23 protein-coding genes and 1 pseudogene are annotated in these 23,594 nt (G+C 63.1%); 10 read left to right on the forward strand and 14 right to left on the reverse strand.

Annotation, left to right across the window (positions count from 1 at the left end):
* Window positions 1-111 precede the first annotated feature (111 nt).
* Genes ada through A6D6_RS10655 form a run of 3 tightly spaced genes read left to right on the forward strand, consistent with a single transcriptional unit; the run spans window position 112 to window position 2,758 of the window.
* Window positions 112-1,200, forward strand: a complete 1,089-nt coding sequence (ada, locus tag A6D6_RS10645; RefSeq protein ID WP_159660716.1) for a bifunctional DNA-binding transcriptional regulator/O6-methylguanine-DNA methyltransferase Ada — start codon at window positions 112-114, stop codon at window positions 1,198-1,200.
* 8 nt (window positions 1,201-1,208) lie between these two features.
* On the forward strand, window positions 1,209-1,928 hold the full coding sequence (locus A6D6_RS10650) for a 2OG-Fe(II) oxygenase (RefSeq protein ID WP_201303759.1): 720 nt from the start codon (window positions 1,209-1,211) through the stop codon (window positions 1,926-1,928).
* A gap of 47 nt (window positions 1,929-1,975) precedes the next feature.
* Entirely contained in the window at window positions 1,976-2,758 is a 783-nt protein-coding gene (locus A6D6_RS10655) for an SDR family NAD(P)-dependent oxidoreductase (RefSeq protein WP_014996405.1), read from the forward strand.
* A 119-nt stretch (window positions 2,759-2,877) separates the two neighbouring features.
* On the opposite strand, the gene A6D6_RS10660 is transcribed toward A6D6_RS10655, so the two are convergent.
* The 4 genes from A6D6_RS10660 to A6D6_RS10675 all read right to left on the reverse strand — a co-directional run bounded on the left by A6D6_RS10660 (window position 2,878) and on the right by A6D6_RS10675 (window position 7,763).
* Window positions 2,878-3,198, reverse strand: a complete 321-nt coding sequence (locus tag A6D6_RS10660; protein WP_159660718.1) for a DUF3325 domain-containing protein — start codon at window positions 3,196-3,198, stop codon at window positions 2,878-2,880.
* The gene (locus A6D6_RS10665) at window positions 3,191-4,861 is read right to left on the reverse strand and encodes a PepSY-associated TM helix domain-containing protein (protein WP_159660719.1); all 1,671 of its coding nucleotides are present in this window, start codon (window positions 4,859-4,861) and stop codon (window positions 3,191-3,193) included. The genes A6D6_RS10660 and A6D6_RS10665 overlap by 8 nt, the downstream gene beginning before the upstream one ends.
* 17 nt (window positions 4,862-4,878) lie before the next feature.
* Window positions 4,879-5,175: an iron uptake protein gene (locus A6D6_RS10670; protein ID WP_133490006.1), complete on the reverse strand. Its 297-nt coding sequence runs from the start codon at window positions 5,173-5,175 to the stop codon at window positions 4,879-4,881.
* A gap of 128 nt (window positions 5,176-5,303) precedes the next feature.
* Window positions 5,304-7,763, reverse strand: a complete 2,460-nt coding sequence (locus A6D6_RS10675; protein ID WP_159660720.1) for a TonB-dependent siderophore receptor — start codon at window positions 7,761-7,763, stop codon at window positions 5,304-5,306.
* A gap of 82 nt (window positions 7,764-7,845) precedes the next feature.
* Here A6D6_RS10675 and A6D6_RS22160 point away from each other — a divergent pair, with 82 nt between their 5' ends.
* The gene (locus A6D6_RS22160) at window positions 7,846-8,076 is read left to right on the forward strand and encodes a transposase (RefSeq protein WP_159660721.1); all 231 of its coding nucleotides are present in this window, start codon (window positions 7,846-7,848) and stop codon (window positions 8,074-8,076) included.
* A 186-nt stretch (window positions 8,077-8,262) separates the two neighbouring features.
* Here A6D6_RS22160 and A6D6_RS10685 read toward each other — a convergent pair whose 3' ends face one another.
* Both A6D6_RS10685 and A6D6_RS10690 read right to left on the reverse strand, forming a co-directional pair.
* Complete coding sequence (locus tag A6D6_RS10685) at window positions 8,263-9,294, reverse strand: FecR domain-containing protein (RefSeq protein WP_159660722.1); 1,032 nt, start codon at window positions 9,292-9,294, stop codon at window positions 8,263-8,265.
* Between the two features lie 24 nt (window positions 9,295-9,318).
* Complete coding sequence (locus tag A6D6_RS10690) at window positions 9,319-9,828, reverse strand: sigma-70 family RNA polymerase sigma factor (RefSeq protein WP_159660723.1); 510 nt, start codon at window positions 9,826-9,828, stop codon at window positions 9,319-9,321.
* Window positions 9,829-10,068: 240 nt separating this feature from the next.
* Between A6D6_RS10690 and A6D6_RS10695 the strand changes: the two genes are divergently transcribed.
* Together A6D6_RS10695 and cml are read left to right on the forward strand one after the other, a co-directional pair.
* Window positions 10,069-10,668 carry an RBBP9/YdeN family alpha/beta hydrolase gene (locus A6D6_RS10695; protein WP_159660724.1) on the forward strand — a complete coding sequence of 200 codons (600 nt, stop codon included), beginning with the start codon at window positions 10,069-10,071 and terminating at the stop codon, window positions 10,666-10,668.
* A 164-nt stretch (window positions 10,669-10,832) separates the two neighbouring features.
* Window positions 10,833-12,008: pseudogene (gene cml, locus A6D6_RS10700) on the forward strand (CmlA/FloR family chloramphenicol efflux MFS transporter); the annotation flags it as partial.
* Between the two features lie 100 nt (window positions 12,009-12,108).
* On the opposite strand, the gene ahpF reads toward cml, so the two are convergent.
* The 8 genes from ahpF to A6D6_RS10740 all read right to left on the reverse strand — a co-directional run bounded on the left by ahpF (window position 12,109) and on the right by A6D6_RS10740 (window position 19,833).
* On the reverse strand, window positions 12,109-13,680 hold the full coding sequence (ahpF, locus tag A6D6_RS10705; protein WP_159660726.1) for an alkyl hydroperoxide reductase subunit F: 1,572 nt from the start codon (window positions 13,678-13,680) through the stop codon (window positions 12,109-12,111).
* A gap of 85 nt (window positions 13,681-13,765) precedes the next feature.
* Complete coding sequence (gene ahpC / locus A6D6_RS10710; RefSeq protein WP_022994839.1) at window positions 13,766-14,329, reverse strand: alkyl hydroperoxide reductase subunit C; 564 nt, start codon at window positions 14,327-14,329, stop codon at window positions 13,766-13,768.
* A 399-nt stretch (window positions 14,330-14,728) separates the two neighbouring features.
* A complete protein-coding gene (locus tag A6D6_RS10715; protein WP_159660727.1) occupies window positions 14,729-15,781 on the reverse strand; it encodes a sulfate/molybdate ABC transporter ATP-binding protein in 1,053 nt (350 codons plus the stop codon).
* Window positions 15,778-16,686 carry a sulfate ABC transporter permease subunit CysW gene (gene cysW / locus A6D6_RS10720; RefSeq protein ID WP_159660728.1) on the reverse strand — a complete coding sequence of 303 codons (909 nt, stop codon included), beginning with the start codon at window positions 16,684-16,686 and terminating at the stop codon, window positions 15,778-15,780. The genes A6D6_RS10715 and cysW overlap by 4 nt, the downstream gene beginning before the upstream one ends.
* Window position 16,687: 1 nt before the next feature.
* A complete protein-coding gene (cysT, locus tag A6D6_RS10725; RefSeq protein ID WP_133490001.1) occupies window positions 16,688-17,515 on the reverse strand; it encodes a sulfate ABC transporter permease subunit CysT in 828 nt (275 codons plus the stop codon).
* A 12-nt stretch (window positions 17,516-17,527) separates the two neighbouring features.
* Window positions 17,528-18,526: a sulfate ABC transporter substrate-binding protein gene (locus A6D6_RS10730; protein ID WP_201303760.1), complete on the reverse strand. Its 999-nt coding sequence runs from the start codon at window positions 18,524-18,526 to the stop codon at window positions 17,528-17,530.
* A 93-nt stretch (window positions 18,527-18,619) separates the two neighbouring features.
* Window positions 18,620-18,793 carry a YezD family protein gene (locus tag A6D6_RS10735; RefSeq protein WP_133489999.1) on the reverse strand — a complete coding sequence of 58 codons (174 nt, stop codon included), beginning with the start codon at window positions 18,791-18,793 and terminating at the stop codon, window positions 18,620-18,622.
* A 35-nt stretch (window positions 18,794-18,828) separates the two neighbouring features.
* Window positions 18,829-19,833, reverse strand: coding sequence for a porin (locus A6D6_RS10740; RefSeq protein WP_159660729.1), 1,005 nt, complete (start codon window positions 19,831-19,833; stop codon window positions 18,829-18,831).
* A gap of 209 nt (window positions 19,834-20,042) precedes the next feature.
* Here A6D6_RS10740 and A6D6_RS10745 point away from each other — a divergent pair, with 209 nt between their 5' ends.
* The 4 genes from A6D6_RS10745 (at window position 20,043) to A6D6_RS10760 (ending at window position 23,587) form a co-directional block, all read left to right on the forward strand.
* Window positions 20,043-20,843 (forward strand): EAL domain-containing protein, encoded by an 801-nt coding sequence (locus A6D6_RS10745; RefSeq protein WP_159660730.1) that lies wholly within the window; start codon window positions 20,043-20,045, stop codon window positions 20,841-20,843.
* A 128-nt stretch (window positions 20,844-20,971) separates the two neighbouring features.
* Window positions 20,972-21,526 carry an RBBP9/YdeN family alpha/beta hydrolase gene (locus A6D6_RS10750; RefSeq protein WP_133489996.1) on the forward strand — a complete coding sequence of 185 codons (555 nt, stop codon included), beginning with the start codon at window positions 20,972-20,974 and terminating at the stop codon, window positions 21,524-21,526.
* A 66-nt stretch (window positions 21,527-21,592) separates the two neighbouring features.
* A complete protein-coding gene (locus A6D6_RS10755) occupies window positions 21,593-23,206 on the forward strand; it encodes a methyl-accepting chemotaxis protein (RefSeq protein WP_159660731.1) in 1,614 nt (537 codons plus the stop codon).
* A 45-nt stretch (window positions 23,207-23,251) separates the two neighbouring features.
* A complete protein-coding gene (locus A6D6_RS10760) occupies window positions 23,252-23,587 on the forward strand; it encodes a hypothetical protein (protein WP_133489994.1) in 336 nt (111 codons plus the stop codon).
* The last annotated feature ends 7 nt before the right edge of the window (window positions 23,588-23,594 follow it).

Raw genomic sequence — 23,594 nt, forward strand, 5'->3', positions numbered from 1 at the left:
GGGATGGGCGAATTCGAAAGCAAGGAACGGAGCGTCACGCCGCTCCCACCACCCTACTCTGACTCTGTCCATGCCGGCACACCCGGCGATGCGGTTTCCCAGGAGGCAACCATGAACAGAGCAGCAAGCAAACAGCAACAGGCCCAGGCCACTCTCGCCGATCCGCGCTGGCAAGCCCTGGTGGCACGGGATGCCGACGCCGACGGCCACTTCTACTACGCGGTCATCACCACCGGGGTCTACTGCCTGCCGTCCTGCGCGGCACGGCGGGCGCGGCCGGAGAACGTGCGTTTCTTCGAGCACCGCGAGCAGGCCGAGGCAGCCGGCTTCCGCCCTTGCGCGCGCTGCCACCCGGACCGCACGGCGCCGGCGCATCTGCCGGCGATTATCGACGCCTGCCGGCACATGGAACAGGCGGAAACACCACCGACCCTGAATCAGCTGGCGGCACGGGCCGACCTCAGCCCCCATCACTTTCACCGGGTGTTCAAACGGATCCTGGGGGTCACTCCCAAGGCCTACGCCAGCGCCCTGCGTGCACGCCAGTTGCGCGAGGGCCTGCAACGGGATGGCCGTATCACCGACGCCATCTTCGATGCCGGCTACAACAGCAGCGGCCGCTTCTACGCCCAGGCTCGGGCCTTGCTGGGCATGGAACCGGCCCGTTTCCGCGATGGAGGCAGCGGTGAACGCATCGAGGTGGCCGTGGGCCAGTGCTCACTCGGGGTCCTGCTGGTGGCACGCAGTGACCAGGGCATTTGCGCCATCGCTCTCGGCGACGACGCCGACGCCTTGCTGCGCGAATGTCAGGATCGCTTTCCCAAGGCCGATCTGCGGCCCGGCGGCGACCAGTTCGAATCTCTGGTAGCCCGGGTGGCGGCCTTGATGGAGCACCCGGAACAAACGCTGGATCTGCCGCTGGATATTCGCGGCACCGCCTTCCAGCAAAAAGTGTGGCAGGCGTTGCGCCGGGTGCCGGCCGGAGAAACCCTGAGCTACGCGGATCTGGCCAAACGCATCGGCTCACCGAAGGCGGTACGCGCGGTGGCCGGCGCCTGCGCCAGCAATCCGCTGGCGGTGATGATCCCCTGCCACCGAGTGGTGCGCAGCGACGGCGGATTGTCCGGCTACCGCTGGGGCGTGGAGCGCAAGCGTGCGCTGCTGGAGCGAGAGACCCGTGCACAAGAGGCCCATTCATGACGCCGTCGATGACACCATCCACCCCACCATGGCCTCGCCTGCAGCGGGTGGATTGGCCGGCCCTGGAGCAGCACCTCGATGAGAATGGCCATGCTGTCATTGCCGGCCTGCTCGACACCAGCGAGTGCGCCGGGCTGACCGCGCTCTACACGGAATCGGATCGTTTTCGCTCGCGGGTGGTGATGGCCCGGCACGGCTTTGGCAGGGGCGAATACCAGTACTTCGCCTATCCACTGCCAACGCTGGTCGACACCTTGCGCCGGAACCTCTATCCACGTCTAGTGCCGATAGCCAATCGCTGGCAGGCCCGCCTGGGCAAGGAGCGGCGCTTTCCCGCGGAGCACAGCGCTTACCTGGCTCAATGCCATGACCATGGCCAATGCCGCCCCACGCCTCTGCTACTGCGCTACCGGCCCGGTGATTACAACTGCCTGCATCAGGATCTCTACGGCGACAACTGGTTTCCACTGCAGGTGGCGGTGCTGCTGTCGGCGCCGGGGAAACAGTTCGAAGGCGGCGAGTTCGTGCTCACCGAACAGCGCCCGCGCCGCCAATCCCGGGCCATGGTGCCGCCGCTGCGACAGGGCGACGCCCTGGTGTTCGCGGTCAATCAAAGACCGGTGGCCGGACAGCGCGGGGATTACCGGGTCACTCTGCGCCACGGCGTCAGCGAACTTCGCCGGGGTGAGCGCTATACTCTGGGGCTGATTTTTCATGACGCCGCCTGAGTGAGCCTGTTTCAGGGCCACCGGCGGCCCTGACTCGGGAGCTCCACATGCAAATAAAAAACGCCGTCGCCCTGATCACCGGTTCCTCCTCCGGCATCGGCGCCGCCACCGCCCGCCTGTTCGCCGAATACGGCTGCAACGTGGTCATCAACTACAGCCGTAACGAAGCGGGGGCGCAGAAAGTGGCCGACGATTGCCGCGCCCTCGGCGTGGAAGCCCTGGTGGTGCAGGCGGACGTCAGCCGCGACGAAGACTGCCGGGCGCTGGTACAGGCCACGCTGGATCAGTTCGGCCGTTTGAACATTCTCGTCAACAACGCCGGCACCACCCTGTTCTGCGCTCATGAAAACCTCGACGGTCTCAGCGCCGACGACTTCCTCAACATTTACCGGGTCAACACCGTCGGCCCGTATCAGATGGTGCGGGCAGCGGAAAAAGCACTGCGCGACAGTGGTGTCGCCCATGTGGTGAACATGGCCTCCATCGCCGGACTAGCCGGCGTCGGCAGTTCCATCGCCTACGCCGCCTCCAAGGGCGCGTTGCTGACCATGACCAAATCCCTGGCCCGGGTGATGGGCCCGCAGGTGCGCGTCAATGCCATCTGCCCGGGCTTCGTGCAAGGGGAATGGCTGGCCCAGGGGCTGGGGCAGGAGCGCTATGACGCGTTGTTGGAGCAAACCAAAAGGGGCGCCGCGCTGAATGACGCCGCGTCACCGGAAACCGTGGCGCAGGCGGTACTGGGTCTGGTCATCGGCGGCGACCTGAGCACCGGTGAAGCGCTACTGGTGGACGGCGGCAGCCATCTCAACGCCAGCGGCGTAAAACGCTAGGGCACCCGGTCTGGTACTGCTGGCCTAGGCAGCTTCCTACAGGCGGAGCTACGGGGCCGCTGTGGGAAGCTGGCTTGCCAGCGAACGCCGTGCGAATTTAAGGACAGCACGAGCCGCGATTAACGTCGTGGCGGCCGCGCCGCCAGCAGCGCCAACCAGTGCGGACGCCAGGACAGGGTGAACGCCACGATCAGGGCCGCACCAGCCAACGCCATGATCCACACCAGCGCCGCCATGGTCGGGTGATCCACTTTCAGACACAGGATCAGCGACAGCGACAGCGCGGCACCGCCCAGCCCTCGCAGCACTCGGGAGGAAGCCTGGCCACGAGGCTGTTTGCCGCACACCTGCTTCCAGTGCGTATCCAGCGCCAGGGCAAACCAGCCCATGCCGGCGACGCTGAGTATCAGTGCGACTGACAGCAGGATGTTCTCAGGCATGGGCGGTCCCCCCGGACAGTTCCCCACTGGCCGCCGGCTGTGGCCGGGCACGGCGTTTCAGACGCCGGGCGGCCAATATCGCCACCACCGCGCCGACCAGCATGAACAGGTCCACCCCCGCCACGGGCCAGTAGCCGACACTCAGCGTTTTCAGCAAATGATCGCCGGTGGTGACCCAGTTGAGCAGCACCGCGGCCACCGCCAACACCGCGATGGCCCAACATTGTTCCCCCCAGGCCGGCGCCAGCCGGGCCCGGGCCACCGGCGCGGTACGCCAGAACGCGTGCGCCATGGCCAGCACCCAGATGCCCCAGAAGCAATACTGCTCCCAGTCTCCCCGGGCCGGCAGGTTGGTCGGCAACAACCGGTTGGCAATCAGCATCCCCAGGGTGGCGATCAGCATGCCAGTGACCGTGGTCACCGCCATCGCGTCCACCACCCGGGCGCCGATCTGGCCGCGTTTGGCATGCTGGCGCTTGCGTTTCTCCACGAAGAACAGAAAACCGGTAGCGATACAGACGCAGCCGGCCAGGCCGCCCAGCACATACAGCCAGCGCAGCAGCCAGTGGCGGAAGTGCTGTAAGTGCAGACCGGTAAGGAATTCATCAATCCGTTCCACCGCCGACGGCGGCGGGTCCTCGCGCAGCACTTCTCCGGTGGAGGCTTTGAAGTGAATGCCTTCCCCGGTGAGGGCAATGCGGTCGGTACCAGCGCGGTAAATGCTCACGTAGCCATTGGCATCACCAACGTGCTGTAACGCCAGAAAGCCCACATCGCCGGCCATGTCCCTGGCCGCCCAGCGGCGTTGCGCTTCCGCCACCATGGCATCCACCGAGGCGGTGGGTGCCGGCACCCCGGCGCTCTCGTGGGGCAAGCCGGTTTCCTGGGACTCGACCACTTCATGCAGATCGTGCAGCGGCTCCAGTTGCGTGTGAGTGACCGGGAAATAGATACCGGCGAAAATCACCAATCCGGTGAACGCGAACATGAAGTGGAACGGCAACGCCACCACGCCGGTCAGGTTGTGAAGATCGAGAATACTGCGCTGCTTGCTTTTGTTCGGCCGGAAGGTGAACAGCTCACGAAACAGCTTGCGGTGCATCACCACACCAGTGACCAGCGCCACCAGCATGATCAGCGCCGCCAGTCCGACGATCCAGTAACCCAGATCCATCCAGTGCAGATTGAGGCTGTAGTGCAGCGGATAGAAAAAGCGGCTGCCGATCTTCAATTGATCGTCCGGCAGGGCGTCGCCGGTGCGCGGATCGATGGTGCGGGTCCCCCATACCAGCTCATCCGGATTTTTGGCGTTCGGCACCCGGTAGCCGGCGAACAGCCCCAATACCGGGTCCCGGTGCGTGGTGTAGGCGCCCCAGCGCACCGGCGTGTCGAAGTGCTCCGGCATCGGCCCATCGACGCGGGGGCGCATCTGATCGACGCTTTCCTTGGACGGCTGCATGTCCTCGAACACCGGTTTCAGGATCTCGTCGTAGGACGGCATCGGCTGCGGCTCGAAGCGGCTCTCCGGGATCGCCCAGCGGTCGATTTCCCGATCGAACACCGACAGCGACCCGAAGAAGAACACCACCATGAGAACAAAACCCAGGAACAGCCCGAACCAGGTATGGACCCAGGCCATGGCGAGGCGGAAATTCTGAAACATGGCAGGGCTCCTTCCGGTCACACCAGCACGTGTTGAATGAGGGACGCCAGCGCCGCCATCAAGGCGCCGCCACCAGCCAGAACCAGCCATACCCGACGCGGATCACGGGCGGCAAAGCTCCACAAGAAGGTCACCAGGTACAGCAGAAATGCCAGCAGGCTGAACAGGTGCTCGGCGTCATGGAAAGGCATACCGGCGGCAAAGGCGGTAGCCACGCCCAGGGCGATGAAACCCCAGGCGAACCCATACCCTCCCAGCAAGGCGGCGGCCATGCGGGAGAGCAGTTGTGCGCGAGACGCAGTTGCAGTGCTCATGGTCTTCCTGTCCGGGACGCCGGGCGCCCTGTTCTCTGGTTAGCGGAATGCCGCAAATGATACTCGCTCGCAAACATTAATGAAATTCACCCCGCAGGCGGTATCGTCATGGCGCCGCTCCACGCCGCTCAGAAGCGATAAGTCAGACTCAGATCGACGTTGCGCGGCTCGCCCCAGGTATAGGTGCTGTACCAGCTGAAGATGGTGTAATACTCCTCATCCAGCAGATTATTCACCTTCAGGCTGGCGGTAAGCCGATCGTTGAAGCGATAGCTGGCCATGGCGTCCACCACCCAGTAATCGTCCACCGTGTGTTTGATCGTGCCCCCGTTCGGCGGGTAGCTCACATCGCCCCAGGTCTTGTCCATCCAGCGGGCGCCACCGCCGACGGTCAGGCCGTCAAAGGCCCCGGACAGTTCATAGGTGGTGTACAAACGGAACTGATTTTCCGGACTCAGGGTATCCACTTTATCGCCGTCCTGGCGGGCGACTTTGTGAGTAAAACTGGCGTGCAAGTCCCAGCGCGGGGTCAGCGCGCCGGCCAGTTCCAGCTCGTAGCCCTTGGTCTCAACACCATCAACAGCGCGGTAGGCAACGCCGCCGCTGGGTGTGGTACCACCGCTTTCTTCGCCGTAGTTGTCCTGCTCCAAACGGAAATAGGCCAGACTGGCGTTCAGGCGATTGGCGAAAAAAGCACCCTTGATACCGACTTCGTAGTTATTGCCCTCCAGCGGATCAATGGTCTGTCCCTGCTCATCCTGCTTGGATTGCGGCATGAAGATGCCGGAGTAGCTGCCGTACACGGAAACGTTGTTGTGCAGGTCGTAGATCAGCCCGACCAGAGGCACCACCACGCCGCTTTCCTTGATGCTCTCACCTTTATAGTCGGACACCCGGGCGCCGGTGATCAGCTTCAGATCATCACGCAGATTAAAGCGGGAGGTCAGATACGCTCCTCTCTCCCGGGTCACTTCCCGGTTGCCGTAACTGTACTGCCAGTCCGGCTCCGGCACGTTGCCATCCCAATCGTAATAGTCCCCCACCGAGGTGTCATAGCCCGCTTCCGGACCATAGCCCTTATTGGTCCAGGTGCGCTTATTGATGCTGCCGCCCACCACCAGTTCATGGCGCCGGCCGAACAGTTGAAACGGCCCGCTGGCGTAGAGATCGGCGGCGTTACTGCGAGTTTTGCCCACGTACTTGCCGGTCCACATGCCGATACCGGAACCGTCCGCCGGGTCCGGATTACCCGAGGCCGCCGCGCCCAGAGCCGCATCATAGCCGTTGATCTGATGGTTGAGCTGCAGTTTGGCGATCCACTCATTGTCGAAATAATGCTCCAGAGTGCCGAACACGGTACGGGTATACTGCTCCCAGGTACTCCAGCGCGCGCCGTTGTTGAAGGAACGGGAGCGCTTGTTGAAATTGCCGTTGACGTCGTAGATCGGGATGCCACCCCAGGTGGAGCCGGTGGGGTCGTTGTTCTGATAGTCGGCACCCAGGGTCAGCATAGTGTTTTCCGCCACGTCCATCTCGACGATGCCGTAGAACACATCGGTCTGGCGTTCATAGTGGTCCAGATGAGAGTGCTTGTCCTGATGGGCCGCCACCGCCCGGCCGCGCACCGTGCCATTCTTGTTCAGCGGCCCACTGACATCCAGCTCACCGCGATAGTTGTCCCTGGTGCCGGCTCCGCCGGTAATGTGGCCCTGAAAATCGTAAGTGGGCTTCTTGCGGATCAGGTTGATGGTGGCGCCGGGATAGCCGCTGCCGTTGAGCAGGCCGGTGGCGCCACGCAGCACTTCCACGCGGTCGTAGATCGCCATGTCGCTCAGGGTATTGCCCGCCGAATAGGCGGAGTCGCGCATCATCGGAATGCCGTCGTACTGGAAATTCTGAATCGCGAAGCCACGGGAGTAGTACTCCGTGCGCTCACTGTCGTAAGTGACGATGTTGACCCCCGGCATGTGCGCCATGACGTCATCAATGGAGGTCAGGTTGAAATCCTCCATCTCCTGCCGCGTCACCACACTGACCGATTGCGGCGTTTCCCGCGGCGTCAGCACCAGGCGGGTGGCGGTGGCCAGGGCGCCGGTGGTGTAGGAGCCGGTACCGTCGGTGATTTCCCCGAGCTGGTTGGCGGTCACCGAGATCGGTGCCAATTGCGCCGGCTCCGCCCGCGGCACCGGCCGCAATACATAACCGCCCCGAGGGAGCGGTTCGGCGCTCAGCCCGGTGCCCGCCAGCAGTTGGGCCAGAGCTTCGGGCACCGCGTATTCCCCTTGCAGCCCCCGGGTGGTCTTGCCCGAGGTCTGATCAGCGGTGAAGGTCAGCAACAGATTGGCGCCGCTGGCGAACTGGCGCAGCGCCGGCGCCAAAGGACCAGCGGCGATGTGCCAGGACTGACGCGCTTCCGGCGCCGCCCTTCCCTCCTGGGCGCGCACCGCGTTGGGCGTCCAGCCCGCCAGCAACGCGGCACACAATAACCATGGCAGCACCCGCCCCGGCCTTCCGGCCCCGGCTGCCTGAACGTCATAGCGGCTCCCCCCGCCGATACGCGAATTAATTCGGCTCGTTCTCACGGACATGCGTTTTCCTCGAATCGGTTCGTGAAAAAATCGAAGTGGTCATCAAGGGGGTGCCGCGAGAAACGAAATCGGGCAGAAAAAGTTGCTGCGTAATCCGGAGAATCTGAAGGGGGAACAGGCCGGCGAGCTCAGAGCCCTCCTGGAACTGAATCAGCCACGGATGACGGTGTATCTGATGAAGGCTCAGCTCAAGGAGCTCTGGTACGCCCGCAGGGAACGCCAGGCCCGGTGGCGTTGGACGCAATGGTTCAACATAAGGTTATGGCCCGCAAGCCCGTTCGCCAGCAGGCTGGCTCCCGCAGCGGCTTCGTAGCCCTTCCATGCCAGCGATCGGAAAAGCGCTGGCGCTTGCCCCTAACCTCGAAGCGGAGCCGTGTTACGCCTTTGCGGGACTCTGCTTCACGGTATTCCCGCAAAGGCGTAACACGGCTCCGCTGTCCCTGATGGAGCTCGATTCCAGATCCCTCCAAACCGCGATGAACCAAAAAAATCAGGGGGATCAGTCCGCGGCGTCCACCGTCACCCAGTAGCCGGTGCGCCAGTGCACCCGAACCGGCAACACACCGGGCAGGGAGGCGAGAATCTGGTCGGTATCACGCAAGGGAAACACGCCGGAGAGGCGCAGGTCCGCCACCGCCGGATCACAGCGCAGGACACCGCGCCGGTAACGGCCAAGATCGGCGAGGAAGTCCTCCAGACGCCGATCCTCGGCGATAATCTGGCCGTTGATCCAGGCTGGTATCGGCGAGTCCGACGGGCGCGGCGCTTCAACCCGCGATTCGGAAAACGCCGCGCACTGCCCTGCCCGCACCACCACAGGTCCGCTGCCACCCTGCTCCGGAACCACCGCCACCGCGCTCTCGGCCACCACCACCGTGGTACGATCCGGCCATTGCCGGACATTGAAGCGGGTGCCAAGGGAGCGGACCCGGCCCTGGTCGGTCTCCACCAGCAGCGGTCTCGTATTTTCGGGCTCACCGGCGGCATGTCCGGTGATCACCCAGAGCTCACCGGCAACCAGACGCAAGCGGCGCGTATCGGCGTCAAAGTCCACCGTCACCGCGCTGTCCGTATTGAGGGTAATGCTGGTGCCGTCCGCCAAGGTCCACGAGCGCTGCTCACCTGGCCCGGTGCGATAGGTTGCCGCCCATGCTCGCCAGGTCCGCGTGCGGGTACCCAGGCCACCGGTAGCGCCGGTCACCCCCGCCAGCAACAGCCAACCCAGCACCCTCCGCCGGCCCGGGGAAACCGGTTGCTTGTCCTGCGGGTAAGGGGAGAGGGTTCGGTAAGCGGCGGAACCGCCCAGCGTCCTGAAACGCCCGGTGACCGACTCGATGTGCCGCCAGGCGCGTTCATGATCGGGGTGGGCTCCCCGCCACTCCCGCCAGCGGCGCCGATCCTGCTCGGCAACGTCATCGGACATCAGCACCGTCAGCCACTGCGCAGCCTGCAGCGCCACCTCCTCATTCAACGGCTGCCCTTCCGCCATCGGCGGGCCATCACCGACATTCTCGATCAAGGATTCAGCCATCGCCGCGCGCTCCCGATGCTTTACTCAAAGCGCCAGCGCGAACAGGCATTGGCGGTTGGCACGGGTCAGGTACTGCTTCACCGAACTGGCGGACACCCCCAACCGCGCGGCAATATCGACGTAACGCAGCCCTTCCAGATGGGCCAGCAAAAAAGCCTCGCGGACCTTGGCCGGCAACCCATCCAGCGCCCGGTCCACCTGCTGCAACGCCTCCAGCGCCAACAAGCGGTTCTCCGGCGGCGGTGCCAGTTCCCGCGGCAGCGCCGCCAACATTTCCAGGTAGCTGGTTTCCAGCAACTGCCGGCGATGACGGCGGGCGATCAGGCGTCGGGCGATGGTGGCAAGAAACGGGCGCGGCTGGCGAATCGCCGGCGCGGTACCATCTTTCAATACACTGACGAAGGTGTCCTGAGCCAGATCATCGGCGACGCAGGCATCACCGAGTTTTCGATACAGCCAGCCCAGCAACCAACGATGATGGTCGGCGTAGAGCGCTTCGATCCGTTGTGGAATGGCGGGCTCGGTGGCATTCACGATGGCAGCGCGATCCTTTCAGGCTTTCAAACCCGGGGTTACAAGATAATGAGAATTGATCTCATTCTATATAGGCGGACGTTACTTCGTAAACACCCATAATGCCCGGACGTGTGAATCACTGGATCAGCAGGCCGCCCTCATATTTCAAAAAAGAATATACATTTTTGTATTTATTCCTTTTAAGATTTTCAGCGGACGATATCCTGTGTGGACATCCATTCCGGCAGGACTCCGCCCATGTCCCTCGAGTATCTGATCATCCCCGGTTGGCACGGCTCTGGTCAGGACCATTGGCAAAGCCACTGGCAGAACCAGTTATCCGCGAGCCGCCGCACCCGCGTGCGCGACTGGCAGTTGCCGGACCGGGAAGACTGGATCGAAGCCCTGCACCATCTGGTCAGTACCAGCACTGCTGACCGCGTGATTCTGATCGCTCACAGTCTGGGCTGCGTCACTGTCGCGCATTGGGCCCGCCGCCATGGCCAACAATGGGCTCATCGAGTGGCCGGGGCGTTGTTAGTGGCGCCAGCGGATGTGGAACGGGACACCGCACCGGCGGCATTGCGCGGTTTTGCTCCGGCGCCCATGGAGCCGCTGCCGTTCCGGTCGGTTCTGATTGGTTCCAGCAACGACCGCGCCGCCAGTGCCGCCCGCGCGGAGCATTTCGCCGATGAGTGGGGGAGTGATTTCGAGTTACTGCACGGTGTTGGGCATATCAACGTGGCTTCCGGACATCATCGCTGGGACGAGGGCCGTCATTATCTGCGGCGCCTGACCCGGGATCTCCCGCCAACGCCGATACCGGACCGGCACTCTCTTTTCTCCTTGGCGCATTGAATGTAGGCTTGATGCCGTTTTTCCATGGAATCACCCGCATGAGTTCCGCCAAGAAAGCCGAGAAATAAGCCGCAACAACCCCTTTTCCTCGTTGTTGCGGCGGTCCGGAGAACTTCGTTGTTTCCGCGAAGCGCCGCGAGATAGTTTTTTGCGGAGATGATTTCGTGCGCTCTGAAGATGATGCTCTTTGGCGGTATTCCCTTCCCGCCACCTTACTGCTGCTCTCTCCTTTCGACTTGCTGGCCTCCCTGGGCATGGACATGTACTTACCAGTGGTGCCGCTCATGGCCGACGTTTTCAGCGTCGACCCCGTCACCATTCAGTGGACCTTGACCACTTATCTGGTTCTGCTCGGCGTCGGACAGCTTCTGTTCGGGCCGCTTTCCGACCGCCTTGGACGCCGCCCCATTCTTCTGGGTGGCGGACTCAGCTACGCCGCCGCCTCATTCGCGCTGGCCGCCGCGCCGTCCTCCGAGCTGTTCCTGGCTTTTCGTGTGCTTCAGGGCGCGGGGGCATCGGCCTGCCTGGTGGCTACCTTCGCCACCCTTCGCGATATCTACGCTGGTCGCGAGGAAAGCCGTGAGGTCTACGGTTTGCTGGGTTCCATGCTGGCGATGGTGCCAGCGGCGGGCCCGCTGCTGGGTGCCGCGGTGGACCACTGGCTCGGCTGGCGCGCTATCTTCACCTGCCTGGGTGTGGCGATGGCCCTGGCGGTCATCATGGCCTGGCGGTTCTGGCCTGAAACCCGTCGACGTCAGGCCTCCGCAATATCGGCATCGGCACTGCTGCTCCCCCTCCGGCGTGTTCATTTCTGGCGTTATACCCTGGGTTACAGCGCGGCGATGGGAAGCTTCTTTGTATTCTTCTCCACCGCCCCCTGGCTGATGATGGAGCGGCTGGCTTTGTCATCCCTGGCGTTCAGCCTATGGTTCGCCACCGTGGCACTGGCAATGATGCTCACCGCTCGCGTATTGGGAAAGCTGGGTGGCCGATACGGCGTCCCGCGTCTCCTGCGAACCGGCATGATCTGCCTGTTGGCGGGGGGGTTGCTGCTGGCGCTCACCGAAACGTTGATACCGCAATCGCTGTTTGGCTTTATCACACCGATGTGGCTGGTTGGCATTGGTATTGCCATCACGGTCTCGGTGACACCCAACGGCGCGCTATGTGGTTTGGACCACATAGCCGGCACGGCCACCGCTTTGTACTTCTGTCTGGGAGGGCTGGTGCTTGGCGGACTGGGGACGCTGGCCGTGACTCTGTTGCCGGCCTACTCCGCCTGGCCAATCGTGGCCTACTGCCTGACCCTGGCCACGGCGGTACTGTGCCTGTCCTGGTTCAAAGTCAGTGAGGAGGAGCGCTGATACGGGCAGCGCTTGATGAGCGGAAGGCCGCCGGCGGCTGTCCCACGATCGTGGGACAGCGCTGTCGCGCCAAGGATCAGGCGGCGTCACTCACCGAAGCGCGGATCAGATGGTCGAAGGCGCTCAACGCGGCCTTGGCCCCTTCGCCCATGGCGATGACGATCTGCTTGTACGGCACCGTGGTGACGTCACCGGCGGCGTAGATGCCGGGAATGGACGTCTCGCCGCGAGCGTCGGTGATGATCTCGCCGTGGCGGGACAACTCCACCGTGCCCTTGAGCCAGTCGGTGTTGGGCACCAGACCGATCTGCACGAACACGCCAGCCAGCTCCACGCGGTGCTCTTCACCACTGTCGCGGTCCTTGTACAGCAGGCCGTTCACCTTGGCGCCGTCACCGGTGATCTCGGTGGTCTGAGCATTCACGTGCACGGTGACGTTAGCCAGGCTGTGCAGTTTCTTCTGCAGCACGGCGTCGGCACGCAACTTGGTGTCGAATTCCAGCAGCGTCACATGCTCGACGATGCCGGCCAGATCGATGGCCGCTTCCACGCCGGAGTTACCGCCGCCGATCACCGCCACGCTCTTGCCTTTGAACAGCGGGCCGTCACAGTGCGGGCAGTAGGCCACGCCGCGTCCCCGGTACTCTTTCTCTCCGGGCACGTTCACTTCGCGCCAGCGGGCGCCAGTGGCCAGAATCAGCGTCTTCGTTTTGAGGCTGGCACCGGAGGCGAAACGGATTTCATGCAGGCCGCCTTCGCTGTCCGCCGGAATCAGCTGCTCCGCGCGCTGCAGATTCATGATGTCCACGTCGTACTCACGGACATGCTGCTCCAGCGCCGTGGCCAGTTTCGGCCCCTCGGTCTCCTTCACCGAAATGAAGTTCTCGATGGCCATGGTGTCCAGCACCTGGCCGCCAAAGCGCTCGGCGGCGACACCGGTGCGGATACCTTTACGGGCGGCGTAGATGGCGCTGGCGGCACCGGCGGGTCCACCGCCCACCACCAGCACATCGAAGGCCTCCTTGGCGTTCAGTTTCTCGGCATCACGCTCGGCGGCGCCGGTATCCAGTTTGGCGAGGATTTCCTCCAGCCCCATACGGCCCTGGCCGAATTCTTCGCCGTTCAGGAACACACTGGGCACCGCCATCACCTGGCGCTGGTCGACTTCGTCCTGGAACAAGGCGCCGTCGATAGCCACGTGTTTAATGTGCGGGTTCAGTACCGCCATCAGGTTCAACGCCTGGACCACGTCCGGGCAGTTCTGGCAGGACAGGGAAAAATAGGTTTCGAAGCGAAAGTCACCTTGCAGCGCTTGCACTTGCTCGATCACCTCGTCGCTGACCTTGGGCGGATGGCCACCCACTTGCAACAGCGCCAGCACCAGCGAGGTGAATTCATGGCCCATGGGAATACCGGCGAATCGCAGGCTGATATCACCACCAACGCGGTTCAGACTGAATGAGGGCCGGCGCTCGTCATCGCCGTCTTCACGCAGGGTGATCTTGTCGGACATCGCCTCGATTTCGCGCAGCAGCGCCGACAGCTCCCGGGATTTGTCGCCATCATCCAGGGACGCGACCATTTCAAACGGTTGCGTGATGCGCTCCATGTAGGATTGCAATTGGGTTTTCAGGTTGGCGTCCAGCATGCTGACGGTCTCCATGAACGATTAACAGAATGTCGATTGAACCCCGGGCCCTCGGGCCCGGGATTGATCCATGCCAAAGGCGGGATCAGATCTTGCCGACCAGGTCCAGGGACGGAGCCAGGGTGGCTTCGCCCTCTTTCCATTTGGCCGGGCACACTTCGCCAGGATGGGCACGCACGTACTGGGCGGCTTTTACCTTGCGCAGCAGGTCTTCGGCGTCACGGCCGATGCCTTCGGCGGTGATTTCAACGGCTTGAATGATGCCGTCCGGGTCGACGATGAAGGTGCCACGGTTGGCCAGGCCTTCGTCTTCGCGCAGTACTTCGAAGTTACGGCTGATCTGCATGGTCGGGTCGCCGATCATGGTGTACTTGATCTTGGCGATGGTCTCGGAGCTGTCGTGCCATGCTTTGTGGGTGAAGTGGGTGTCGGTGGAGACGGAGTAGATTTCCACGCCCATCTTCTGGAATTCTTCGTAGTGATCGGCCACGTCGCCCAGCTCGGTGGGGCAAACGAAGGTGAAATCGGCCGGGTAGAAGAAGAACACTCCCCACTTGCCTTTCAGGTCGGCTTCGGTCACTTCGATGAATTTACCGTCCTTGAACGCCTGGGCTTTGAACGGCTTGATTTCGGTATTGATTACAGACATGTCTTACTCCTTTCGAAGGGTTGTCAACTTGACGGAGAGAAGCATAACGCCGGCGAGACGATATTCATAATGGATAGGTGGAATAGCCGCGATTGGTTTTACCTATCCATATAAACAGCCGCCGGCTCCCGGGTCTCCCCTGGGACAGACGGTCTCCATGGGCGGTCGTCCGGGCTTCATCTTCATTAGCATCAGTGACAATGGCAAGACGATGTCCTGAATCGAGGAAGAAGTGAGCACTGAATCCGCCATTGGACCAGGGCAGGTCCCGGGTGGCGCTGAAAAGCGTCCAATCGAGGTCTTTTAGTGCTAAACGGCCATTGCTGCCCGACCAAGGCGGGACAGCAATGGCCCATGGAGCGCGCAGGCATTGCGCCCAGCTCGCGCTCAGTTCACGCGTTACCCCGCAAACACCCTCGCGGCACGCGGCAGTGCCTTTACCGGCTCGCCAACCTGAAACGGCCAGCGACCACCACTGTGAGGCAATTCCACCTGCAACGAGGTGTCACCGTCCGGTATCCGTACGCTGACCCGTAACGCCGCGCCGACCTGGGACACACTTTCCACCCGTACGGCCACCCCTTCCCCCTGGTCACCGGCCTGCAACTGGATGTCGTGGGGGCGGATATAGCCGGTCACCTGGCGCGGTTCCGATTGACCGAACTCGGGAGCGGGCACCCGCAGGCCGGCCAGTTCCGCCCAGCCGTCGGCGGCGTGGCCGCACAGCCGGTTGGCATCACCGATAAAGCCGTATACGAACGGGGACGCCGGCGCGTTATAGATTTCCTGGGGTGTGCCCACCTGCTCGACCCGCCCCTGGTTGATCACCACGATACGGTCCGCCACTTCCATCGCCTCTTCCTGATCGTGGGTAACGAAGATCGAGGTCACGTGCAGTTCATCGTGCAACCGCCGTAACCAGCCCCGCAGGTCCTTGCGCACACGCGCATCCAGGGCCCCGAACGGCTCGTCAAGTAACAGCACCCGTGGCTCCACCGCCAGCGCCCGGGCCAGGGCAATGCGCTGGCGTTGCCCGCCGGATAACTGATCCGGGTAACGGTCCGCCAGCCAGTCCAATTGCACCAATTCCAGCAACCGATGCACGCGTTCGGCGATCTCCCCCCGCGAAGGCCTTTGCCGGCGCGGGCGCACGGTCAGGCCGAAGGCGACGTTGTCGAACACGGTCATATGACGGAACAGCGCATAATGCTGAAACACGAAGCCGACGCCCCGTTCGCGTACATGGGTGAAAGTGGCGTCCTCACCGGAAAACAGCACCGCGCCGCTGTCCGGGTATTCGAGCCCGGCGATGATCCGCAGCAGGGTGGTCTTGCCGCACCCGGACGGCCCCAGCAGCGCCACCAGCTCGCCGCTGTTGAAGGTCAGCGAGACCTCGTCCAGCGCCTTGAAGTGACCGAAGGTTTTCCGCAAATCACGGACCTGAATGCTCATGAGACCTCCTGACGGGCGGCGGCGTGCGTGGCACGCTCGCGGTCCCGTTGATGCTTGAATTCAAGAAAGGACTTCGCTACCAGGGTAACCACCGCCAGCAACGCCAACAGCGACGCCACGGCGAAAGCAGCGGCGAACTGGTACTCGTTGTAGAGAATCTCCACATGCAAGGGCAGCGTATTGGTCTTGCCGCGGATATGCCCCGACACCACGCTGACCGCGCCGAATTCGCCCATGGCGCGGGCATTACACAGAATGATGCCGTACAGCAGCCCCCACTTGATCGACGGCAGGGTGACGCGGCGGAACGTTTGCCAACCGCTGGCCCCAAGCGTCAACGCCGCTTCCTCCTGACTGACACCCTGCTCCTGCATCAACGGGATCAGCTCCCGGGCCACGAACGGAAAGGTCACGAACACCGTGGCCAGCACGATGCCCGGCACCGCGTAAATGATCGACAGGTTGTGTTCTTCCAGCCAGGGGCCGAGCCAGCCCCGCGAGCCGAACACCAGCACGTAAATCAAACCGGCGATCACCGGCGACACCGCGAACGGCAGATCGATCAGGGTGATCAGCACCTGCTTGCCGCGAAACTGGAATCTGGTCAGGCTCCAGGCGGCGGCGAGACCGAACACCACGTTCAACGGCACCGCCAGGCCGGCGGCGATCAACGTCAGCTTCACCGCGTGCCAGGCGTCCGGCTCGGTCAACGCCGCCAGATACGCCTGCCAGCCTTTGGAGAACGCCTCCTGGAACACCAGAACCAGAGGCACCACCAGAAACACACCAAGAAACGCCAGCGCCAGGGCGGTCAGCAAGATTCGCAACCAGGCTGCCTCGGTCACCGCCCGACGGGTGACCACCGCGTTGGCCGGCGTGGACAGGGAAGACACCGCACCACTCATTTCAACCTCCCCCCTGCCGGCGCAGATTCCAGTACTGCAATGCGTTGATGGCGAGCAGCAGAATGAACGAGAACACCAGCATCGTCACACCCAGCGCCGAAGCACCGGCGTAATCGTACTGCTCCAGTTTGCTGTAGATCAGCAGCGGGGTGATTTCGGTGCGGTATGGCATATTGCCGCTGATGAATACCACCGAGCCGTACTCTCCCACGGCCCGGGCGAAGGACAGCGCGAACCCGGTGAGCAAGGCCGGCACCAACGCCGGCAGCAGGACCCGCCGGAACGTCCGCCAACGGTTGGCACCGAGGCTGGCGGCGGCTTCTTCGAGCTCCCGCTCCAGCCCTTCGAGTACCGGCTGCACCGTGCGCACCACGAACGGCAGGCCGATGAAGGTCAGCGCCACGACGATGCCGGCGGGGGCATAGGCCACTTTGAATCCCCACCAGCCTTCCAGGTACTGGCCGAACCAGCCGTTGCGGCCATACAGCGCGGTCAGGGCAATGCCGGCCACCGCCGTGGGCAAGGCAAACGGCAAGTCCACCAGGGCGTCGGCGATGCGTTTGCCCGGAAAGGTGTAACGCACCAGCACCCAGGCCACCAGCAGACCGAACACCAGGTTGATCAGCGCCGCCACCAGGGAAGCGCCAAAACTCAGTTTGTAACTCGCCACCGCCTGCGGATGACTGACCACCGCCCAGAACGTTTCCGCGCCCAGGGAAATCCCGCTGGCGGCCAGCGCCGCCAACGGGATGAACACGATCAGACTGGTGTAGAGCGTGGCGTATCCCAAGGACAACCCGAAGCCGGGTATGACTCGGTTTCGTGACATGACGTTATCCGCTCACCGGGGTTGGTAAATGTGATCGAATACGCCACCGTCGTTGAAGTGCGTTTCCTGCGCCTTCCGCCAGCCACCAAAGGCGCTGTCCACGGTGATCAGATTCACGTCGGGGAAGGCGTCGGCGTACTCACGAGCCACTTCCGGATCGCCGGGGCGGTAGTAGTGTTCCGCCGCCAGCTTCTGGCCAACCGGGGTATAGAGGTACTCCAGATAGGCTTTGGCCACGTCGGTGGTGCCATGCTTTTCGGCGTTCTTGTCCACCACCGTCACCGGCGGTTCGGCCAGAATGGACACCGAAGGCACCACGATCTCGAACTCACCCTTGCCCAGTTCGTTGATCGCCAACAGTGCTTCGTTTTCCCAGGCCAGCAGCACATCGCCAATCCCCCGCTGCACAAAGGTGGTGGTGGAGCCACGGGCGCCGGAGTCCAGCACCGGGACCTGCTGGTAGAGTTTAGTGACGAAGTCCTTGGCGGCGTCCTCGGAACCGTACTTCTCCTTGGCGTAGGCCCAACCGGCCAGGTAATTCCAGCGCGCGCCGCCGGAGGTTTTCGGATTCGGCGTGATCACCTCGACCCCTGGCTTCACCAGGTCGTCCCAATCCTTGAGGTCCTTCGGGTTGCCCTTGCGTACCAGAAACACAATGGTGGACGTATAAGGCGAGCTGTTATTGGGCAACCGTTTCTGCCAGTCGGCGGGAATCCTGCCGGTCTTCTCGGCGATGGCGTCAATGTCGTAGGCCAACGCCAGGGTCACCACGTCCGCTTCCAGACCATCGATGACCGCGCGGGTCTGTTTGCCAGCGCCACCGTGGGACTGGCGCACCACCAGCGTTTCGCCGGTTTCTTCCTTCCAGTGATGGATAAACTCTTTATTGAACGCTTCGTACAACTCCCGGGTGGGGTCGTAGGACACGTTGAGAATTTCCCGGTCCGCCAGGGCCGGAGAGGACAGAGCCAGGCCGAGCGCGGCCGCGGTAAAAAAGCGAGTGAACTTCACGATGCAGTCTCCACAAAAATCGGGTGTCACGAATGCGTTGGAGACCTCCGGTGGTCCGGTCGGCCGCAAGCCGGATTGCGTTGTTTCAACCGCTCAACGCGGCTTGTCGAAACGGTACTTTTCCTTGCGTTCCACCTGCACTATCCGGCCCTCGTGGACAATGATTTCCACGGCGCCAAAGCGCAGATCCTTGATCAGCGACGTCACCAGTGTGGCCAGATCCACCTCTTCCGACGCCGGGTTGCGATGCGTGTCAGGCCGAGCCATGTCGCGTATTCCTCGGTTCCGTTCGTTAATGAATGTCAGAATTTAAAGGCCAGACCAGTGCCAACGGCACGGTCCTCGGTGCCGGCCTCATCCCGCTCCAGATTCGACAGATACAGATAAGCCACGGTATTGCGCCCCAGGCTGTAGTCAGCACCGAGAGCCCAGAGCGTCAGTTTTTCGTCGGTCTCTTCACCCCGGTTTTCACCACCCTGGGCTTTCAACGTAAGCCGCTCATCCACATGCCAGGCGGCGCTGATCAGGTAACCACGATCTTCCAGGTCACTGCCCGGCGCGGTGTCTTTGGCCTGCTGATAAAGGGCGCCCAGCTCCAGGGCCCGCCAGCGATAGGTGGTCACCGCCCGCAGAATGTCGGCCCGGTTGAACCCGTCCACCGCCCGCCGCGCCGCCTGATCTTTTTCGTAGGCAAGAGCGGCATAAAACCCTTTGCGCTCCCAGGCCAGGGCCAGGGACACCACGTCGGCGAGATCATCGTCCGGCTCGCCATCATCATCGGTGTCCTCCTGTTCCCCCGGGGAGAACGCGCCGTGCACCGACAAGCCACCCAGCAGCGTCGGGCTCAGATACTGGACGCTGTTCTTGTTACGGGTCTGCCCACCGAGGAAATGGTCGATATCGCCGTACAGGTCATTGAACTGATCGACCTTGCCCTCGATGCTTTTCAGCGGGCTGTCGATGTTGCCGGCGCGCAGGGTACCGAAGGCTCCGGTCAGGCCGCCGTAAATGTTGCGTTTGCTGAAGGTGTCGTCATCGTCGCCGTCCACGTCGATGCCATACTCCGCCAGATAGATCGCCTTGAGGCCGCCGACTTCGAGGTCGAAGTCCCCTTTGATCCCGAGACGCGAAGCGTTGGAATTCAGTTCCCACTGGTCGTTGCCACCGGCGCCGGCCAGACTGGCGCCCTCGAAGTCCACGTTCTCCAGCGAGACATTGATCTTGCCGTACAGCGTCGGGCCGTTGGCCCCCGCCACCAAAGGTAATGCCCCCAACAGGCCGATCCCCAGTGCGTTCCCGATTTTCATTCGGTGTTCTCCAAAACAGCGTTGCGCAAGAAATGAAAAGCAACGCCTCCCGAGGTCGGGTGGGCATCCTTTGTTGATGATGGGGATGATGCTAACGAGAAAACCAAAAGACCAAAAAGTAATATATTTCTATTTATTTATTCTTTTTAAACATAATAAATTTCTCTTTATCCTGGCGGCTCCATTGACGCTTGATGGAGGGATCCACCATGCCCTTGCACGACCTCGTCGACTACTTCAACCGTGAACAACGCCGTCAGTACGGCACCGCCATTGTCCCGAAAGACACCCTGCGCATGCGGGACAATACGGTGGAAGCCGATTACGCCGGCCTGGTTCTGCGCAGTCGCTTCCAACCGATCCTGCCCCTCTGCCAGGAAGGGGTTTACGGCCATGAGGCGTTGCTGTCGGTACACGGCAAGGGCGGCCCGCTATCACCGCAGGCACTGTTCATGATTCCCACCAGCGCTGACGAGATTGTCTATCTGGATCGTCTGTGCCGCACGGTGCACGCACTGAACTTCCTGCTGCAACCGGACACCGGCGGCCTGCTCTCACTAAATATCCACCCGCGCCACCTGGCCAGCGTGCGGCAGGATCACGGTCTCGCCTTCGAACAGATTCTGCGTCAATGCGGTCTCGCGCCGGAACAAGTGATCCTGGAAATCCGTCATGATCCCGCCGGCACCGAAGACCCTCGCCGGGCGGTGGAGAGCTATCGCCGCCACGGCTATCGCATCGCCCTGGACAACGTGACCTCGACACCGAGCACCACGCTTTGGCGGGCATTGGCCCCGGACATGGTGAAACTGGCCCCCGAACTGGCAGCGATCGAGCGTGACAGGGTGCTCGCCGCCGCCGCGCGGCACGGCACACCGTTCACCCTGCAACTGGGCCTGACCGCCGACCTTGCTCTGCAGCATGGGCTCAGCCACGTGCAGGCGCGCGCCATGGCGCCACCGGCGGAAGGCCTCACCGGCCCCACCTGGCGGCGGGGCGCCTTCCCTTGAAGGCGGCTCCGCCCACCAGCGGCACCGGCAAAGGTCATTGTCATCCTCCTTTCCCGCGCCGGTAAAGAAAGCGACAACTCCTCTGTCTATGCTGACGCTCCCTCTCCTTATCACTGGGAGCATTGACGATGTCCGCCCGCGATAGCGCCCCCTTCCATGGACTGTTGGTGCCCGGACTGCATGGCAGCGATCCGGATCATTGGCAACAACGCTGGCAAACCCATCTGCCCTGGCTGCACAGTCTCTCGTTACCGGACTGGCGGAATACCGAGCTGTCCTACTGGCTCGATGGACTCGACCTGGCCGCCGCCGCTTTGCCCTCCCCCTTCGTGCTTATTGCTCACGGTTTCGGCTGCGTCGCCGCGGCCCACTGGAGCACGACCCGGCCACGGCAAGTGGCCGGACTATTATTGGTGGCCCCAGCCCTGCCGGAGGCCATCCCACGACACCTGTCCGCCCCGCTGACCGTTCCCGCTCGTTTGGTGGCCAGCACCAGCGATCCCTGGATGACGCAGGAGGAGGCGCGCCGTCTGGCCCGGGATTGGGGCTGTGCGTTTCGCAATGGCGGCGATCTGGGTCACATCAACAGTGCCTCCGGCATCGGTGAATGGCGGCGCGGCTTCGAGGATCTGCGCTGGCTGCTCAGTCAGCGCGTTTCACGCGGTACCGCTCTAACCGGCTAGCACCTATCAACCCGCGGCCGCTTCTGCCGATAGCTCTCTTGAAGACAACAATAAAGAGGCTCAGATATGAAGCAGTGGACCATGACCCGACAACTGTGGGGCATGCTCGGGTTACTGTGGCTGGCGATGCTGCTCCTGGCGGGCTGGACCGCCTGGGAAAACCGCCAGACCATTCTGACCGAGCGCAAGACAGGGCTGTCCCAGTACGTGGACTCGGCCCTCAACGCCATCGATGGGCAGGCCCGGCTGGCCGCTTCCGGCGTCATCAGCGAAACCGAAGCCCGGCAGCGTGCCGAGCAACTGATTCGCGATAGCACCTATGACGAAGGGCGCGGTTATCTGTACGCCTTCGATGAGAATCACCGGATGTTGACCCACCCCAGTCTCGCCAAGGGCACCAACATGTGGGACTACCAGAACGAGGAAGGGCGCTACCTGTTCCGCGAGTTCATGGAGGCGGTGGAGAACGGAGACGGGTTCGTCGATTACCTGTGGGTGCATCCGGGCCAGGAGGGCCTGGCGAAAAAGTCGTCCCTGCATGTGCATTATCCGCGCTGGGACTGGTACCTGGGCGCCGGCGTCTATATCAACGACATCAACGACGCTTTCCAAGCCAGCCTCACTCAGTCGCTGCTGTTCCTGCTGGCTCTGGGCATTCCGCTGACACTGCTGATGGGCGCCGTCATTCGCGGCGTGCTGCGCCGGCTTGGCGGCGAACCGGGCTACGCCGCCGAAGCGGTGCGCTACATCAGCGAAGGCGATCTGAGTCAACCCACCCGTTTGAAGGACGGCGACACCGGCAGCCTGCTGTTCGACATCGAACGGATGCGCCAGTCCCTGGGCGCCACGGTGGGCAACATCCATGGCAGCGCCGATGTGGTCAATACCGCGGTGGAGGACATCAAGGCCGGCAACGACGAACTGGCCACCCGCACCGAGCAGCAAGCCGCCTCGCTCACAGAAACCGCCGCCAGCATGGAACAACTCACCACCACCGTGCAGCAGAACGCGGACCACGCCGAGCAGGCCCGGCACCTGGCCAACAATACCGCCGGCGACGCCCGCCGCGGCAATGACGCCATGGAGGCGGTGATTAAAACCATGGGCAGTATCCATGACAGCGCTGAACAGATGAGCGCCATCGTCGACGCCATCGACGAGATCGCGTTCCAGACCAATATTCTGGCTCTCAACGCTTCCGTGGAAGCCGCCCGCGCCGGCGAGCAGGGCCGCGGGTTCGCGGTGGTGGCGGAAGAAGTGCGCAATCTGGCCAGCCGCAGCGCCGAGGCCGCCGGCGAGATCAAGGCCCTGATCGAAAGCGCCGGCACCCTGGTCGCCACCGGCAGCCAGCAGGTGCGCGACACTGGCGAGATCATCACCGGCATGGTGTCGGATATAGGCCGTCTCAGCACTTTGGTCAGCGACATCGCCACCGCGTCCAATGAGCAGAGCCGGGGCATTGGTCAGGCCAACGAAGCGATCACGCAAATGGACATGATGACCCAGCAGAACGCCCGGCTGGTCCAGGAAAGCTTCTCCGCCGCCCAACGCCTGGCGGACCAGAGCCAACAACTGCGCCGGCAAGTATCCCGCTTTCAGGTGGCGACCCCGTCACAGACGGAGAACCACACCGCCCAGGACCTGCCCCGGAACGACGAGACGGTTCCGGCACCGGCCTGAAAAGGGCTTGACCCCGGGGTAGCCCCCGGGTTGTATAAGCGAACCATGATTCCCGTTTCCGCCGCCCTCCGGCCCGTGGCGACGCTGCTCGCCGGAGTATTGATGACCTGGGCCCTGTTGAGCCCGATCGCCGCCATGGCTTCTCACCATGGCGGCGATCATTCTTGCGCCAGCAGCGAGGGGCGGGAGCATCATCCCTGCCCCCATCACGCCGGCGACACGGAAGGCTGCACCTGTCTTCAGGCCTGCCAGGGCGGCGCCTTGACCACCGAGGCCAGTTCAGTCCGCGCGCCTCAACGGCCAGCCTCGGACCGCCTTGCCTCTCCCGGCCAGCGGTTCGCCGGTTTCCCCACGCCACCGTGGCGCCCACCCTCCGTCTAGACCGTTT

Source organism: Alcanivorax xiamenensis (genome assembly GCF_009846745.1).
In the GTDB taxonomy this organism is placed as follows: domain Bacteria; phylum Pseudomonadota; class Gammaproteobacteria; order Pseudomonadales; family Alcanivoracaceae; genus Alloalcanivorax; species Alloalcanivorax xiamenensis.

Coding starts and splice junctions, on each gene's coding strand:
- ada (WP_159660716.1), top strand. CDS start 112: ATGAACAGAGCAGCAAGCAAACAGCAACAGGCCCAGGCCACTCTCGCC.
- A6D6_RS10650 (WP_201303759.1), top strand. CDS start 1,209: ATGACACCATCCACCCCACCATGGCCTCGCCTGCAGCGGGTGGATTGG.
- A6D6_RS10655 (WP_014996405.1), top strand. CDS start 1,976: ATGCAAATAAAAAACGCCGTCGCCCTGATCACCGGTTCCTCCTCCGGC.
- A6D6_RS10660 (WP_159660718.1), bottom strand. CDS start 3,198: ATGCCTGAGAACATCCTGCTGTCAGTCGCACTGATACTCAGCGTCGCC.
- A6D6_RS10665 (WP_159660719.1), bottom strand. CDS start 4,861: ATGTTTCAGAATTTCCGCCTCGCCATGGCCTGGGTCCATACCTGGTTC.
- A6D6_RS10670 (WP_133490006.1), bottom strand. CDS start 5,175: ATGAGCACTGCAACTGCGTCTCGCGCACAACTGCTCTCCCGCATGGCC.
- A6D6_RS10675 (WP_159660720.1), bottom strand. CDS start 7,763: ATGTCCGTGAGAACGAGCCGAATTAATTCGCGTATCGGCGGGGGGAGC.
- A6D6_RS10685 (WP_159660722.1), bottom strand. CDS start 9,294: ATGGCTGAATCCTTGATCGAGAATGTCGGTGATGGCCCGCCGATGGCG.
- A6D6_RS10695 (WP_159660724.1), top strand. CDS start 10,069: ATGTCCCTCGAGTATCTGATCATCCCCGGTTGGCACGGCTCTGGTCAG.
- ahpF (WP_159660726.1), bottom strand. CDS start 13,680: ATGCTGGACGCCAACCTGAAAACCCAATTGCAATCCTACATGGAGCGC.
- ahpC (WP_022994839.1), bottom strand. CDS start 14,329: ATGTCTGTAATCAATACCGAAATCAAGCCGTTCAAAGCCCAGGCGTTC.
- A6D6_RS10715 (WP_159660727.1), bottom strand. CDS start 15,781: ATGAGCATTCAGGTCCGTGATTTGCGGAAAACCTTCGGTCACTTCAAG.
- cysW (WP_159660728.1), bottom strand. CDS start 16,686: ATGAGTGGTGCGGTGTCTTCCCTGTCCACGCCGGCCAACGCGGTGGTC.
- cysT (WP_133490001.1), bottom strand. CDS start 17,515: ATGTCACGAAACCGAGTCATACCCGGCTTCGGGTTGTCCTTGGGATAC.
- A6D6_RS10735 (WP_133489999.1), bottom strand. CDS start 18,793: ATGGCTCGGCCTGACACGCATCGCAACCCGGCGTCGGAAGAGGTGGAT.
- A6D6_RS10740 (WP_159660729.1), bottom strand. CDS start 19,833: ATGAAAATCGGGAACGCACTGGGGATCGGCCTGTTGGGGGCATTACCT.
- A6D6_RS10745 (WP_159660730.1), top strand. CDS start 20,043: ATGCCCTTGCACGACCTCGTCGACTACTTCAACCGTGAACAACGCCGT.
- A6D6_RS10750 (WP_133489996.1), top strand. CDS start 20,972: ATGTCCGCCCGCGATAGCGCCCCCTTCCATGGACTGTTGGTGCCCGGA.
- A6D6_RS10755 (WP_159660731.1), top strand. CDS start 21,593: ATGAAGCAGTGGACCATGACCCGACAACTGTGGGGCATGCTCGGGTTA.
- A6D6_RS10760 (WP_133489994.1), top strand. CDS start 23,252: ATGATTCCCGTTTCCGCCGCCCTCCGGCCCGTGGCGACGCTGCTCGCC.